Raw genomic sequence first — 15292 nt, 5'->3', positions numbered from 1 at the left:
TTTAGCGCTTGCAGATAAACATTAGTCAGACCACTTAAAACGATAATATTACCAAGAAGAAAGCGCCGGTAAACTAAACTGCTGGCCTTTAAACGTTAAAATAACTTTCTGACCATAAATATGATTTAACACTAATTCCTCAGAAATAGTGTCGCCTTCATAGCGATCTCTGCCATTAACTTTTACCCAACTTTCACCTTCACTGGTATAAATATGTTGTTGAAAATTTAATGAAGGTAACTCACTTTGCACCCAAGCAGGCATATCTGATAATGTCGGTGCATTAACCTCAGGTTCGACAGCTTGGTTTGCGCTATTTTTGAATTGAGGGTCTTGCTCGGTATCATCTATTGCGCTTTGAAAAAGCGCCAGCAAATCATCAGAAACACCGTCAACCGCCGTCACAGAAAGCTTTTCTTTAACTTTGCTTGTCGCTTTATCTTCAGCTAATTTGCTTTCTGCTAATGTAGATAGTTGCTCTGAAGAATTCTTGTCCGGCATAACCACGTTTGCTGTGCTATTAGCTGTTACGATACGCTGCTCAACAGCACGTTTTTTGTCACCATCGCTTTCTATTTCAAACACTTTAGAAGCATTGTCTGTTGTTACTGCAACTAAATTTTCATCCGGTGTTTTTTTATTGTTAGTCGCTAAACTTTCATTATCCGCAGCAATAAGCGCTGGAGCGCTAGTGTCACTTATAGGGTTATTAACCGCAGGCTCAGTAATATTGAGCGCCGACGTTTCGTTAATATCTTCACCAAAGAATTGACCTAGGAAATATGAGCTACCGACAATAACCGCTAACATTGTGCATGCGGCTAGCGCCTTAACCGCTTTGTGTTGCCACCAATAGGTCGCTTGGTATTCATCGCCTAATGCTTCTTGTGCAGATAATAAAACAATTTTTTTAGTCACCAAAGCATTATTACTGCAATAGGCGTTGGTCAGTGAACGCTCACATAACAAATTAATTATCCGCGGTATACCTTGTGAAATGCGATGAATTTCCGCCACTGCGGCACGCTCAAATAACATACGTTCACATTGTGCTACTGACAAGCGGTGTTGGATATAATGCCCTACTTCGGCCTTAGTTAACGGTAGCAAATGATAGCGAGCAGTAATGCGTTGTGCCAATTGTCGCAAGTCTCGACGTTGCAACAATTGTTTTAATTCAGGCTGACCAATTAAAATGACCTGTAGTAATTTTTTAGTATCTGTTTCTAAGTTTGTTAATAAACGTAACTGCTCTAAAACTTCTGGCGCTAAATGCTGCGCTTCATCAATGATTAATAACGTATTAAGATTAGCTTGATGGTTTTTATTGAGTTTTTCATATATTTTATCGGTGAGTGTTTTTAACGTTGCCCCAGTCTTTCGGTAACGAATTTTTAGCTCGTCACAAATAGTAGCCAGTAGCTCTTGACTTGATAATGTTGGATTAAGAATAAAAGCCGCTTGCGTATTTTCGGGTAACTGCTCCATTAAGCGCCGACTGATCGTGGTTTTTCCGGTGCCAACTTCACCCGTTAACAGTGCAAAGCCTCCTGTTTCACCCAAGCCATAACTTAAATGAGCCAAAGCCTCTTTATGGCGTTCACTCATAAATAAAAAGCGAGGATTAGGTGCGATTGAAAAAGGGCTTTCTTTTAAACCAAAATAACCTTTATACATAATAGATTTAAGTAATTTTTAAAGTCAATAAACTGTCATAGAAACTACCCTGTAGTCCATCATAAGTCAAAACTAGCTGGTAAATAATTTATATAAATATGCTAAGCTTTCTGAAAATATGTCAGCTTTAATAAATAAAGAGTAATAATGATCAACAATGACCTTTCAGTACTTAACCGCTATTTAGTCGGCGGTGCCGTTCGCGACAAACTTTTAGGACACAAGGTCTATGATCATGATTATGTTGTTGTAGGCGCAACGATTGAACAGATGCTGACATTAGGCTTTACGCAAGTCGGTAAAGACTTTCCGGTATTTCTGCATCCCAAGACTAAAGAAGAGTATGCCTTAGCAAGAACTGAACGTAAGCAAGGCCAGGGCTATACCGGTTTTGTTTGCGATGCGAGTAGCGCGGTTACCCTTGAAGAAGATCTACTTCGCCGCGATCTCACTATTAATGCAATGGCGATGCCCTTTAACGATAGCGTTGATAGCACCACTATTATTGACCCTTATAATGGCCAAGTTGATTTAAAAAACCGCATACTGCGACATGTTTCATTAGCTTTTGTTGAAGACCCGCTTCGTGTTTTACGGGTAGCTCGATTTACTGCCCGTTATCATGATTATGGTTTTACCATTGCTGTCGAAACAGTAGACTTGATGACTAAAATCAGTGAAAGTGGAGAATTAGCGACACTGTCAGGTGAACGTATTTGGCAAGAAATGCAGCGCAGTTTGACTGAAAATAACCCCGAAGTATTTTTTCAAGTGTTACGTGAATGTGGCGCATTAGCCAAAATATGGCCTGAACTTGACTCGCTATGGGGGATCCCTAACCCAGAAAAATGGCACCCAGAAATTTGCTCGGGTATTCATACTATGATGGTTCTGCAACAAGCGGTAAAGCTTTCCCCTAAAACATCTGTACGGTTCGCGGCACTTTGTCATGACTTGGGTAAGTCTTTGACCTTAGCAGAAAATTGGCCCAGCCACCGGGGTCATGAAAACTCAGGTTTAGCATTAGTTGACAAAATATGTGAGCAATTAAAAGTGCCTAAAGATCACAAAATTTTAGCGCGTAAAGTCTGTGAATTTCATTTACATTGCCATAAAGCATTTGAATTAAAAGCCAACACGCTAGTTAAGTTGTTTAATAGTTTAGATGTATGGCGCAAGCCTGAAGAGTTTACTGATTTCTTGACTGCCTGTACGGCTGATTTTCGCGGTCGTTTGTACAATGAGAACAAACCCTATCCGCAAGTAGATTACTTACGTAGTGCTTTTGAAGCGGCCTTAACGGTAACCGCTAAAGAGTTTATCGAACAAGGAATACAAGGTGCAGATATTAAAGAAGCCATAAATAAAAAACGCATTGAACTTGTTCAGAGCTTTAAAGTAGGTCATGTACAAGCTAACAATCTTTAACCTTTGGCTGAAAAATCAAAAACAACATTCAAGTACCAAGTAAATTTACCCAGCCCCACGCTAATTTAGCTTCACTGTGAGCAGGTTATTATTCTCGACCAAGTTATTATTCTCGACATAGTTAACTAACCTATTCAACACCTCAATATTTTTATATAAAAAAGTCAGCTAAATTAGCTGACTTTTTTAAGTAAGACGATTAGTGTTCTAACCGCTATTTACAACTCAATTAAAAGCTATAGGTTGCTTTTACGTAGTAGAAGCCACCGTTAAAGCCAAATGGAGATGTTTCGTAGTACTTACCGCCCCATTGGTTATTAGGTGTGAAGCCATCAGGATGATTACGTGAAGCTTCTTCAAACTCTAACTCTTCAGCTTGTTGATCAAAGATGTTCTGTGCACCAGCTGCTATTGTAAATGAGTCATTAATAAAGTAACTCACTTCAGCATCAAAAGTAATTGCTGCATCAGCATCTTGAGCGGCTAGGTCATAATCTACGTGTACCGCATGGTATTCACCGAAGTAGTTACCACGAACGTACATACTGATATTATCCCAGCTTTGAGAAACAGTGAATGAACCTCTATGCTTTGGTAAACCTTCTTCTAAGCGTTTAACTTTAAAAGCACCTGTAATATCAGAACTACCCGTAACATCGGTTTCATTCCAGTTGTAAGCTAAGCTAAGTTTAGTATCACCTTCAAACAACTGCATACCGTAGTTTGCAACAATATCGACACCTTGTGTTGTAGTATCAAAATCGTTAGCAAAGAAACTTACTGTACCGACTGAACGAGGGTTAGCTACATTTAATGCTTCTAATTTAGCATAGTCAGCTTCTTCTAATTTTGTACGGTCAGATTGTGTAATACGGTCATCAACTTCAATATGATAGTAATCAGCCGTAAAGAAAAAATCTCCATTTTGATAAACAGCACCAAATGCATAGCTGCTTGACTGCTCTGGCTCTAATTCTTTACCACCAAATAATTTTGAAAATTCACTTGTTGGTGGTAATAACGCTGAATCAGTTAATTCACCATCTTCTAATGCGGTAGAAACGTTACTTACATTAGCTTGACCAACGGTAGGAGCTCTAAAACCAGTACTTACAGAACCACGTATTGATAACTCATCATTAATAGAATATTGAGCCGTTAATTTATAATTTAACGTATCACCAAATGATGAGAAGTCTTCATAACGTAAAGCTGCGCCAAGTAAAAAGTCGTCAGTAATGTATGCTTCAACATCTACGTATGCAGCAACACTGCGTCTAGAGAATACACCGGCTTGTGATGGTTGAAAACCAGGGAAACCATGTGAGCCTAAGTTAAACCCTTGGTCGATTAATGGACCAGCAAGGAATGAGTATTGATCACCCGCGCCAATTTCAAATGTCTCTTCGCGCCATTCTAAACCACCCGCAACATTCATTGGTGAATCTAGACCAACTTCAACGCCCTTAGATAAATCTAAGTTAAACGTTTTTTCTAATTGTGTGTAATCACCTAAATCAAAATCACGTGGAGATTCAGGACCCATTGAAGAGTTAATGGTATTTACAATACTAAAGCTTGATTTATTACGACCAACAGAACCACTGATATCAAAGAAAACTTCGTCTAGCATTCCGCCGTTAATTTCACCTTCAACACCCATAGTTAATGATGTATCGACTACATTACCACCAAAGTTTGGCGTATAGCCGCCTGGGTATGTTTCGTTAACCGCAAAACAGTTTTTACCTAAAGCCGTACTATTGTCGGCAATAGACTGATAATCAGCTTGGTCTAAAACATTAGCGCCAATAGCTATGGTAGGACAAGTAATACCGTTATCTACGCCATCTAAATCGCCAACAAGTAGTGTGTCACCACCATCATTTGAATAAATGCTTGAACGGTTATGTGGATTTCTCCAGTAGAAGCCACCTTTTACATCACGTTCTGAATAGTTACCGAACATGTAGAATTTTTTATCATTGCCTAAATCAAGACCAATATTACCAAAAAGTGTGGTGTCATCATTAACTTCTGGAGAACCCCAAACTTGAGCTTCTTCAGCGATGAATGAGTTACCGGCCGCTGCAATGGTCGCAGCATTGGCTACTTGAACACTGCGGCTTGTCGCATCAGCATTTTTATATTGAAAACTTAAGTTAACGAAACCATCTTTAGTTAATGGCATACCAACGTTACCTGCGTAGGTTGTTGTAGCGCCATCGCCTTCGTAATATTCACCGTGCTTAACAGAGAAACTACCGCCTTCTGCAGCATCTTTTAAGACAAAGTTCATTACACCAGCGATTGCATCTGAACCGTATTGTGCTGCTGCACCGTCACGTAGTACTTCAACTTGCTTTAACGCTATGCTTGGAATAACAGAAATATCTGGACCTTGTGCACCATCGTTAATGCCGCCACCTTGGAATGCAATAACTGAAGCGCGATGACGACGTTTACCATTTAATAACACCAATGTGCTATCTGAAGACAAACCACGTAAGTTTACCGGACGAACTAATGTCGCCGCATCACTAATTGGGTTAGCGTGTACGTTAAATGAAGGAACACTGCCGACAAGTTGATCAAGCATGTCACTTGAACCCATTTTCTCTAAATCTTCACCACCAATAATATCAATTGGAACAGGAGAGTCAGCAACAGAACGAGGCGCTGAACGTGAGCCAACAACCGCTATTCTTTCTACATCTTTTACTTTTACTTTTGAGCTGTTTTCTTCTGCATATGCTGGGGCAGTACCTAGTGCAATACTTACCGCTAACGTTAACGTTGCTGTACGAAATAATTGAGTAGACATGTTACTTCCTTCATAGATTTATGTTTATATTTTTATATTTTTATGTTTTTTTAGACTAGGTAGTCAATAGGTGAAACTACCTAGACTTGCAGGTACTTTATAAAACAGCCTAAAAGTGTTTACAAGGGCGAAATTAATTGAAAATAGCGCGAAAATAGATGTTCTTCATTAAATAACGTTTAATTACGAAAAGAAGTCTAGTTATTGATAAAGAGGTTTTCTCTATGAGGACTATACAGGCTAGTGACTGTGGACTTATTAACCAGAAATTAATATCCGAATATTTTCGTAATCAAATAGACCTAAATAGACCTAAAAGAATTTTCTTATTCCAAATTGACATAAAAATAAATTATAAAAATATTGCACTATTTAGTGAAGTCACAGTCAAAGCACTAAAAATTAACACTAACTTCACAGTGCATACAATATACAAAGTAATTCATCGTCTTTTTTTAGCATTTCGTCGCTTATTTATGCACACTTATTGAATAATTTTGTATTCGCAGGGCTGATTTATAAAAAAGATAATCTAGATCAAAACAAAATTTAATGAGAAGTAGTGGGGGAATAAAATAGATTATTACTATTGAAATTTAGTGATAAAAAAAGCGCTGATCATAAACAACCAACGCTTTGCGATTAACTCAATGAGCAATTAGCTAATTTAGCCATTAACTCGCTGGTAAAATTGTCGCTGATACAGCACCAAAACCAATGCGTACCGCACCTTCTTTTTGACACCAACCTTTCATTATGACGTTGTCACCATCTTCTAAGAAAGTACGTTTTTCACCATTAGGTAAAGTAATAGGATCGGCACCCGCATTTGAAAGCTCTAACATTGAACCAGCTTCTTCAGGCTTAGGTCCAGATTGCGTACCACTGCCAAACATATCACCCGCGCGAAGGTTACAACCATTAACGGTATGATGAGCGACCATTTGTGCCACTGTCCAGTATGAATCTTTAAAGTTAGATTGTGACATTTCAACCGCTTCTTCACTTTTTTCACGCATATTTTGGGTTTCAAGCAAGGCTTGTAGCTGGATATCAAATGAACCGATCGCACGATTATTTTCTGACTCTAGGTATGGCATTGGTTGAGGATCTGTCTCAACACGTGTCCAAGCCGAGCGATAAGGTGCTAATGCTTCTGTCGTCACAATCCAAGGTGAGACTGTTGACGCAAAGTTCTTCGACAAAAATGGCCCTAAGGGTTGGTATTCCCAACCTTGAATATCACGCGCAGACCAATCGTTGAATAAACATAAACCAAAGACATGATCTTCGGCGTTATCGATAGAGATAGCATCGCCTAAGTCATTACCTTTACCAATGAATATGCCTACTTCTAATTCATAATCGAGACGCTTACAAGGGCCAAATGATGGTTCAGTTGCTGTCGGCGCTTTAGTTTGTCCAGAAGGACGCTTAAAATCTCGACCAGAAACATCAATAGAAGATGAACGACCGTGGTAACCAATAGGTACCCATTTATAGTTAGGTAATAATGGGTTGTCTGGACGGAACTTCAAACCCACTGACGTAGCATGGTGAATTGAGGTATAAAAATCAGTGTAATCACCAATATTACAAGGTAGTGCGTATTCAACGTCAGCTTGAGCAATTAAACAAGCGGCCACTTTATCTTGTAAAGCTGAGCCTTCTTTCAAAGCATCAGAGAGTGCTAAACGTAAAGCGCTCCATGTCGCTTTACCCATCGCCATATAATCATTTAACTGTGGTGCATTACAGGCTTTTACGCCTGCTTGGGCTAGACCGTCAAAAACATTTGCGTTAGCCAAGGCAGCTAAGTCAATAACTTGATCACCAATGGCTACACCACCACGGAATGCTTCTTCGCTATTTGCACGTTTAAAAACCGCAAAAGGTAAGTTCTGAATAGGAAAGTCGGTATCTGCTTTATTCGCAGTGACAAGCCAACTAACTCGGGCTGAATTGTGGGTTTCGTTTAATAAATTCATAGTAGACATTGCTTGAAGAACTCCTGAAATTTATGGCTTACTTTGATAAAACGTCAAAATACGTTTTAAAATACAAGTAAGTATAGAAGATAACGATATAAGATAGCGGCATTATACCAGCGAGAACAATAATTGGTATTAATGATAGCATTGAGTTATTTTTCTGAGGGTTAAGCTGTCAACAAATAGTTGCACTAAAGAGTTTACAGCCCATAATCTGATTAAAAAAGATATCTCGGTAAGTAAATCATCATCACGATACAAAATATAACAATACCCCAGAAGGCTTTGACAAAAAATCGTTGCCGCGCATTTTCACCGTCAGGATGATCTTTTGCTAACGGCATTCCACAATTTTGACAATTTTCCCTATTAATCTCATTTTTTGTTTGGCAATAAAGACAAGGTAACTGTTTCGCAGACATAATTAATGACTCGTTAATTGATGATAAAGTTGCGGCAAACGTATCGGTAATTGTGCTGGTCGTAAAATAACAGTGAAGCCATCACGACCAAATAAATAAGGTAAATACTCTTCTGCTTCTTGGTCAATGGTAATACAAAACGGTTTAATGCCTAACCTATTTGCTTCAGCAATCGCTTGGTGAGTATCCTCGATACCAAAACGCCCTTCATAATGATCTATATCATTAGGTTTTCCATCGGTTAAAATCAGTAGCAATTTTTGCGTACTACGCTGCTCTTGTAAAACCTTGGTTGCTTGGCGAATAGCCGCTCCCATTCGTGTATAAAAACCGGGGCGAATAGATTGAACGCGGCCACGAATTTCATCATTGTATGGTTCATTAAAGTTTTTTAGCATAGTAAGACGAACATTTGAACGTCTTACTGAAGAGAAACCATACATAGCAAAGTTATCACCAACACTATTTAACGCCTCACCAAATAACAGCATACTATCGCGAACCACGTCAATAACACGGTTATCATCATCTAAATAAGCATCAGTAGACATAGATAAATCAGCCAGTAATAAACTAGAAATGTCGCGATTGTTACCTCTAAAACTTTGGTAAAGTCCTTTTTCTTGAGTCGGCGCTATTTTACTTTCTACATAAAAGTCTAACCAAGCAGACAAATCAAGTTCTTCGCCTTGCGGTTGGGCTTTTAGCCAGTAACGTACACTGGTTAATTGTTCAAATTGAGCTTGAATAGCCTTTGCCGTTTTTTGAAGCTTAATAGGCAAAGATTGAGCCGTATAATTTTTTGGCAGCATTGGTTGTAGTAAACAACGGTCGGCTTCTAACTGCTGCGTTCTGTAATTCCATTCGGGTAAAGAAATGCCTTTCCCAAGCGGAATATCATCTTCGGACGCGGAAGGTAAATCTAAATCAATTTTTATATTGGCACTTTTTTGGTCTTGTTGTTGCGATAAAGTAATATTGTCGAGATCTTCTGCTGTACGTAATAAATCTTCTTCATCTTCATCGGTATCGTCAGAGCCTCGATCTAGTTTTGAAAATTCGCTCCATGAAAAAAGGCTTTCTAAACGAAAAATCATCATGCCATCGTTACTTTCATCTGCTTGTTCGCGATCTGCTTTTTTACGGCTAATTTTATTTTTTGTTGATTGCTTACTTTCTTGAGCTTGGTTTTCGTCTTCAGTAATGTCTTGATAATCAGGCAAGAGTAATGGATCAACATGAGCTGAAGGATATAACCAAAGAAATACCGCTTTCGGCGCGTAATTAACCGTAGGAAATATTTTAACAGTGCCCGGTTCTAGAATCGCTTGGACAATCGCCTGCTCCATTATTTTTTCTTGCTCGGGTAGTTTTTTTAACGAGGGTCTGCTTACTAAAAAAGCTTGGGCTAATCGTTGATAACGGGGAGTTAATGCTGGAAATTTTGTTAAGACTTCAACAACGAGTTGCTGATTATCTATCGCCCAATGCTGAAAGCGTCCACTATGATGCGCAGCTAAAATAGCTAGCCAAATATAAAGGTCACGATTGAGTTCAGTCGTTGGAAATACCGCTAAACGTTCAGGTAAACGTAAACTCTCAGGGTCTTGCCACGCAAGACTGACTTGTTGATTTTCACCCGATACTTTTTGCAGAAAGGTGCGACGAACGAGATAATCTCTTGAACTCGCCGCCTCTATACGCTTAACAACGTCGCCACCTAAGGCACGAAAAACCATACCAACAGATTTACTGACCTCACTAAAGCACACGCTTGCTTGCTCATATTCGGTACTGGCTTTACGGGTAATATACTTATGCCAAATCCCACCAACCCATTCTTCCATTATCACTACCGCATTAAAGTATGTCTTTAATTTATAGTAGCAAGTTGAAAAATAAATAGGCTGATATGTATCAAGTAACCCGTCATTTAATTAAGGTTTTAAAAAGAAGTGACCAGACACTAAAACTCGACGTTCTGTGCTATGGATTAAAAGATAAGGTGCATGCAAGCCAGTGCTGCTAAGCCCGCAAGAATATCATCAACCATAATACCTAGACCGCCATGTAAATTTTTATCTACATAGGAAATAGGCCAAGGTTTAAAAATATCAAAAATTCTAAATAAGATAAAACCAACAACAATACTTTGCCATGTCAAAGGAACAAGAAACATAGTGATTAAAAAACCAACAATTTCATCCCAGACAATTGCGCCATGATCAGGTACACCTGCATCTTCTGCGGCTTTTCCACAAATATAGATACCGGCAATGCTCATGATAATAACAATAGCTAAATAAGTACTGACTGAAGTAGGCGCTAACAGCAGGTACAAAGGAATGGCCGCAAGCGTGCCATAAGTACCTGGTGCTTTAGGTAATAAACCACTACCAAACCCTAAAGCAAGAAAATGGATGGGGTTAGTTATACGAAAGTTCTCGGTAGATTTACTCATTACATTTAACTTACATTATTTAGTAGAAGGAGTATCAGAGAAATGTTCATAGCTCTGAACCTTAATATTTACCGCTTTTTTATTTAATGTCGTGGTAATTTTTCCTGAACCATTCAATTGGCCAATACAGGTGATCTTATTGCCTGAGTTAGCTAAGGCTGTTTCCATGCCTACGCGGTTATCTTCAGTAACACTAAATAATAGCTCGTAATCATCGCCACCTTCTAAAGCAATATCGTACGCTGCGTCTATACCAACAGTATCACTTAATGCGGCAGAAAGTGGTAAAGCATCAAGAACAATATTAGCACCAACACCCGAGGCATTACAGATATGAGCTAGGTCTGCGACTAAACCATCAGATAAATCTATCGCAGAAGTCGCATATTTACGTAAAGCTTGTCCAGCCAAAACCCTTGCTTTTGGAAAGTCTAAGCGTTTTTGTATTTCTTGCTGATATTTAGCTGCTACTTTCACTTTACCTTGGATATGTTGTAAAGCGAGGTTCGCTGCACCTATCTCACCGGTAACATATAACCATTCTCCGGCTTTAGCACCTGAACGGGAAATATGTTGTCCAAAAGGAATTTGTCCTTGCGCTGTAATGGTTATACTCAATGGTCCTTGCGTCGTATCACCACCAATAAGCTGGACATTATAAAATTCACAAAGGTCAAAAACACCAAGGCAAAATTCATTGATCCAATTTTCATCAATCTCAGGAAGCGTGAGTGCTAAAGAAACCCAACTAGGCTCTGCCCCCATAGCGGCAAGATCAGACAAATTAACAGCTATCGATTTATGACCAATAGCACGTGGCGATGTATTTAAAGGAAAATGAACACCTGCCACTAAGGTATCTGTCGTTACTGCAATGTGTTGGCGTTCACCCGGAGTAACCAGTGCACAATCGTCACCAATACCTAAATAAACGTCTTTGCGCTTCACTACCTGTTCAGTAAAATAACGTCGAATGACTTCAAATTCTTTCATACAACAACCAATCCTTTGCTTTGCTTTGAGAAAATGAACGCAAATTATTCTTCTGGACGAATCAGTTTAACGGCTTTATCAAGAACACCATTAACAAATTTATGACTATCGTCAGCAGCAAAAGATTTTGCTAATTCGATAGCTTCATTAATAACAACTCGGTATGGCACATCTTTACAATCTTTCAATTCATAAATGGCGACACGTAAAATAGCTTTTTCTACTGGGTCAACGTCGTTTAAAGGACGGTCAACATGTGGAGAAATAGCTTCATCGATAGAACCAACTGATTTGGTTACACCGTGGAGTAATTGTTGAAAATATGGAATATCAAAACGGCGCGCACTGTTATCAGTTAAAAAGTTAACTTCGATATCAGTTACTGAGTTTTGGCTAAGCTGCCATGAGTAAATAGCTTGAACAGCTAACTCACGAGCTTTCCTTCTAGGAGTTGGTTTCACAAAAATTCCCGCTTATATTTTATCTAAAACATTAACCATTTCTAAAGCACTTAAAGCCGCTTCTGCGCCTTTATTACCTGCTTTAAGTCCGGCACGATCTATTGCTTGCTCAACGGTATCGGTTGTAATAACACCAAAAGCAACAGGAATAGTGTATTCCATTGAAACTTGCGCTAAGCCTTTATTACATTCGCCCGCAACAAAATCAAAATGTGGAGTTCCGCCACGAATAACGGCGCCAATAGCTATAATGCCATCGAACTCGCCTTTACTTGCAATACGCTTAGCAGCAAGGGGTAATTCATATGCGCCAGGAACACGAACAATAGTAATGTCGTTATCTGCAACATTGCCATGGCGTTTAAGTGCATCAACTGCACCTTCTAATAAATTTTCAACTACAAAACTGTTAAAACGTGAAACAACGATGGCAAACTTTTTACCTGCTGCGTCAAAATTAGCTTCAATGATATTCATTTATATTTCACTCACAAAAAATTTGCCGCAATTCTACCAAACCCAGAGACAATTCGGTACTTGTTTGCTTAATTAAGTGTAAAAATACTGTAGAATACTGCTATTACTCACTAAAAATACGATACCTATGGCTTTTATATTTTCAACAAATAAACTTCCCGAACTCGAAAGCTATACGCTTGGGCAAAGACAGCAGATTTTAACACTCGCTGCCGCTAAATTGACCGCACCAGAGAAGTTCGTATTAAATATTTTGAAGTTAATCATGTTGGTGCCACCTTTTATATTTATGGCACAATTAGATGGGCTGCTCTTTGTGGTATCTTTGTTTAGTTTTCTAGCCGTGTATTTTATTTTACTTCGGCCAGTATCGTTAATTTTTACCCGTAAATATCTCAGTGTTGCGATCAAGCAGTATAATAAATTAGCTTAATCTTTAATTATCACATCAAAAAAACCGCGATTTACATTAACACCACAGCCTTTTTTTTAATTAATAGTTTTGTAAAAATGAGTGAAGCTTGAAGTATTTTAAGCTTCACTCTGCAAAGCAAGTTTATTGATCAACGTCTGCCATGTTATCGAGTTCTTCTAAAAAGGCATTAATTTCGTCTTCACTGTCTTCATCAATCACGATGGGCGGGTTACCATCATAAACTTTAAATTCCATATTTTGAAAGTAAGCATTTTTTACAAATTCGTATGAATCAATAGATTCATTAATAATTTGCTCTTGATCAACAAGCGCAGCTCGTTGTTCAAGCCCGAGTACGGCTTGGCGAAGTAAGTTAGGCCAAAAATCAATAATCGCTAATGGCCAGTAGTATTTATCAACATAGTCACCCACTTCTTCACGAACTGAGCTTGGCCCAAGAGCCGGTATAACTAGATAAGGTCCATCTCCAACACCATATGAGCCTAAGACTTCACCAAACTCTTCTTGTGCTCTGATCCACTCGAAGTCACTTGCTGGGTCAAAAAATCCAAATATGCCAATAGTAGAGTTAAGGATAAAACGCCCCGTACTTTTACCCGCTTCACTAAACTTTCCTTGCAGCAGGTTATTTATAACCGTTGATGGTTCGTTTAGGTTTAAGGCAACATTATGTATCCCGGACCTAAAGTCTGTTGGCATATATTCAACATACGCTTGGGCTGTCGGTTTAAGCACATATTTGTCTGCATAATCCCAGGTAAAAGTCCAAAACGGTCGGTTAATTGATTCTAATGGATCTTTAGGATCTGAAACACTAGCACTATTTTCAGCAGGTGTTGATGAACAGGCAGAAATAACTAATGCCAGTAGAATGACAACAATTTTTTTTGTTGGATTATTGAACAAATAAGAAAATATAGCGGCTACTTTCACTTAGCGTCCTTGATATTGAGTAAAAAAATAATGACGCAGTTTACCACGCAAAAATGCAATGCAACATAAAAGCTTTAACTATTTATCTGCGGAAAAACCATAAAATGATTGGTTTTAAGAAGGCGATGTTTTATTTCTGTGGACAGATATTAACATCTCAGCTTCAGCAAGTGGGATGTCACATTCTCGAACGACCTCATCGATCTCTGCGCCTAACTCAACGAGTTTAAAAGCACGTGAATAGAGTTTATCTTGCGGTTGCTGATTTTGAAATTGATCTATTAATTGCTTTTGAAGCCCACTCTCTTGTTGCAGTATTTTAATACGATGTTCAAGTTGTTTACTGACTTGCTCGTTTTCTAACTGCAGACTTTCAAGCTTATTATTAAACTCAAGCAATTGTTTATTTACGCTATTTTGCGACGATTGTAGCTCATTTATAAACAACTCTTGCGTTTCAAGTTGTGTTTTCAGCACTTTATTAGTTCGATGAAAATAAGTTTTTTGGCGATAAATATAACCCATTAGCACTATAAAAAGCACAAAACTGCTAACTAAAATCAAAAGTGGCGAGATAATAAACATAAACGCTTCTTAAACCATTACAACTAGATAAAGCCTGATAAGCCAGGCTTTATTTAAAGAGACTCAGTAAACAGCCTAGAACTGTTTAAGTTCATCCCATTCGTCGTCAGAAAGTAACTGATTTAGGTCGACTAAAATCAATAACTCACCTTCTCTGTTTGAAACACCTTGAATGAATCGTGCACTATCGTCATTACCAACATTCGGAGCATCATCTATCTCAGAATTTTTTAAGTAAACAACTTCAGCGACACTATCTACCAAGATACCAATAACTTGTTTTTCGGCTTCAATGATAACAATACGAGTATTATCAGAAATATCCGCAGGTTTAAGCCCAAAGCGTTGTCTGGTATCAATGACAGTAACAACGTTCCCTCGCAGATTAATGATACCTAATACATATGTAGGTGCTCCTGGCACCGGTGCAATTTCACTATAGCGCAAGACTTCTTGCACTTGCATTACATTAATACCGTAGGTTTCACTATCAAGCTTAAAGGTTACCCATTGCAACACTTCATCGTTGTCTACGTTTTCATTTGCATTACGTCTATCATCAGCCATACAGCCTGCCTCTTAAATATCTTATTGAAAATCAATC

13 protein-coding genes are annotated in these 15292 nt (G+C 38.6%); 2 read left to right on the top strand and 11 right to left on the bottom strand.

Going from position 1 to position 15292, the window contains the following annotated elements; all coding sequences use genetic code 11:
* Positions 1 to 48 precede the first annotated feature (48 nt).
* Positions 49 to 1677, bottom strand: coding sequence for an AAA family ATPase (locus tag H4J69_RS04165; protein WP_182244805.1), 1629 nt, complete (start codon positions 1675 to 1677; stop codon positions 49 to 51).
* Between the two features lie 147 nt (positions 1678 to 1824).
* Here H4J69_RS04165 and H4J69_RS04160 point away from each other — a divergent pair, with 147 nt between their 5' ends.
* Positions 1825 to 3105 carry a multifunctional CCA addition/repair protein gene (locus H4J69_RS04160; RefSeq protein WP_182251920.1) on the top strand — a complete coding sequence of 427 codons (1281 nt, stop codon included), beginning with the start codon at positions 1825 to 1827 and terminating at the stop codon, positions 3103 to 3105.
* 229 nt (positions 3106 to 3334) lie between these two features.
* Here the strand turns inward: H4J69_RS04160 and H4J69_RS04155 are convergent, their stop codons facing one another.
* The 7 genes from H4J69_RS04155 to ribE all read right to left on the bottom strand — a co-directional run bounded on the left by H4J69_RS04155 (position 3335) and on the right by ribE (position 12734).
* Complete coding sequence (locus H4J69_RS04155) at positions 3335 to 5929, bottom strand: TonB-dependent siderophore receptor (protein ID WP_182213543.1); 2595 nt, start codon at positions 5927 to 5929, stop codon at positions 3335 to 3337.
* A gap of 674 nt (positions 5930 to 6603) precedes the next feature.
* The gene (gene fahA, locus H4J69_RS04150; protein WP_182221235.1) at positions 6604 to 7917 is read right to left on the bottom strand and encodes a fumarylacetoacetase; all 1314 of its coding nucleotides are present in this window, start codon (positions 7915 to 7917) and stop codon (positions 6604 to 6606) included.
* Between the two features lie 427 nt (positions 7918 to 8344).
* Positions 8345 to 10189: a nitric oxide reductase activation protein NorD gene (locus tag H4J69_RS04145; protein WP_182213541.1), complete on the bottom strand. Its 1845-nt coding sequence runs from the start codon at positions 10187 to 10189 to the stop codon at positions 8345 to 8347.
* A gap of 146 nt (positions 10190 to 10335) precedes the next feature.
* A complete protein-coding gene (locus H4J69_RS04140) occupies positions 10336 to 10803 on the bottom strand; it encodes a phosphatidylglycerophosphatase A (RefSeq protein ID WP_182213539.1) in 468 nt (155 codons plus the stop codon).
* A 15-nt stretch (positions 10804 to 10818) separates the two neighbouring features.
* The gene (thiL, locus tag H4J69_RS04135) at positions 10819 to 11796 is read right to left on the bottom strand and encodes a thiamine-phosphate kinase (protein ID WP_182213538.1); all 978 of its coding nucleotides are present in this window, start codon (positions 11794 to 11796) and stop codon (positions 10819 to 10821) included.
* 44 nt (positions 11797 to 11840) lie between these two features.
* Positions 11841 to 12257 carry a transcription antitermination factor NusB gene (gene nusB / locus H4J69_RS04130; protein ID WP_070374606.1) on the bottom strand — a complete coding sequence of 139 codons (417 nt, stop codon included), beginning with the start codon at positions 12255 to 12257 and terminating at the stop codon, positions 11841 to 11843.
* Positions 12258 to 12269: 12 nt separating this feature from the next.
* Positions 12270 to 12734, bottom strand: a complete 465-nt coding sequence (ribE, locus tag H4J69_RS04125; protein ID WP_070374607.1) for a 6,7-dimethyl-8-ribityllumazine synthase — start codon at positions 12732 to 12734, stop codon at positions 12270 to 12272.
* Positions 12735 to 12861: 127 nt separating this feature from the next.
* Between ribE and H4J69_RS04120 the strand changes: the two genes are divergently transcribed.
* Entirely contained in the window at positions 12862 to 13167 is a 306-nt protein-coding gene (locus H4J69_RS04120; protein ID WP_182213536.1) for a DUF6170 family protein, read from the top strand.
* A 123-nt stretch (positions 13168 to 13290) separates the two neighbouring features.
* On the opposite strand, the gene H4J69_RS04115 is transcribed toward H4J69_RS04120, so the two are convergent.
* From H4J69_RS04115 to H4J69_RS04105, 3 genes are all read right to left on the bottom strand, one after another.
* Positions 13291 to 14103 carry a VacJ family lipoprotein gene (locus tag H4J69_RS04115; RefSeq protein ID WP_310733495.1) on the bottom strand — a complete coding sequence of 271 codons (813 nt, stop codon included), beginning with the start codon at positions 14101 to 14103 and terminating at the stop codon, positions 13291 to 13293.
* Between the two features lie 114 nt (positions 14104 to 14217).
* A complete protein-coding gene (locus H4J69_RS04110) occupies positions 14218 to 14688 on the bottom strand; it encodes a DUF2802 domain-containing protein (RefSeq protein WP_182230041.1) in 471 nt (156 codons plus the stop codon).
* A 75-nt stretch (positions 14689 to 14763) separates the two neighbouring features.
* Positions 14764 to 15255, bottom strand: a complete 492-nt coding sequence (locus H4J69_RS04105; protein ID WP_146799106.1) for a chemotaxis protein CheW — start codon at positions 15253 to 15255, stop codon at positions 14764 to 14766.
* Positions 15256 to 15292 lie beyond the last annotated feature (37 nt).

The organism is Colwellia sp. BRX10-9 (assembly GCF_014077405.1).
GTDB lineage: Bacteria > Pseudomonadota > Gammaproteobacteria > Enterobacterales > Alteromonadaceae > Colwellia_A.
Note: the sequence above shows the minus strand (reverse complement) of the source record. Positions and strands in the feature narration are given on the sequence as shown.

What these genes read in the sequence shown, in the direction of transcription:
- H4J69_RS04165 (WP_182244805.1), bottom strand. Translation starts at nt 1,677, where the DNA reads ATGTATAAAGGTTATTTTGGTTTAAAAGAAAGCCCTTTTTCAATCGCA.
- H4J69_RS04160 (WP_182251920.1), top strand. Translation starts at nt 1,825, where the DNA reads ATGATCAACAATGACCTTTCAGTACTTAACCGCTATTTAGTCGGCGGT.
- H4J69_RS04155 (WP_182213543.1), bottom strand. Translation starts at nt 5,929, where the DNA reads ATGTCTACTCAATTATTTCGTACAGCAACGTTAACGTTAGCGGTAAGT.
- fahA (WP_182221235.1), bottom strand. Translation starts at nt 7,917, where the DNA reads ATGAATTTATTAAACGAAACCCACAATTCAGCCCGAGTTAGTTGGCTT.
- H4J69_RS04145 (WP_182213541.1), bottom strand. Translation starts at nt 10,189, where the DNA reads ATGGAAGAATGGGTTGGTGGGATTTGGCATAAGTATATTACCCGTAAA.
- H4J69_RS04140 (WP_182213539.1), bottom strand. Translation starts at nt 10,803, where the DNA reads ATGAGTAAATCTACCGAGAACTTTCGTATAACTAACCCCATCCATTTT.
- thiL (WP_182213538.1), bottom strand. Translation starts at nt 11,796, where the DNA reads ATGAAAGAATTTGAAGTCATTCGACGTTATTTTACTGAACAGGTAGTG.
- ribE (WP_070374607.1), bottom strand. Translation starts at nt 12,734, where the DNA reads ATGAATATCATTGAAGCTAATTTTGACGCAGCAGGTAAAAAGTTTGCC.
- H4J69_RS04120 (WP_182213536.1), top strand. Translation starts at nt 12,862, where the DNA reads ATGGCTTTTATATTTTCAACAAATAAACTTCCCGAACTCGAAAGCTAT.
- H4J69_RS04110 (WP_182230041.1), bottom strand. Translation starts at nt 14,688, where the DNA reads ATGTTTATTATCTCGCCACTTTTGATTTTAGTTAGCAGTTTTGTGCTT.
- H4J69_RS04105 (WP_146799106.1), bottom strand. Translation starts at nt 15,255, where the DNA reads ATGGCTGATGATAGACGTAATGCAAATGAAAACGTAGACAACGATGAA.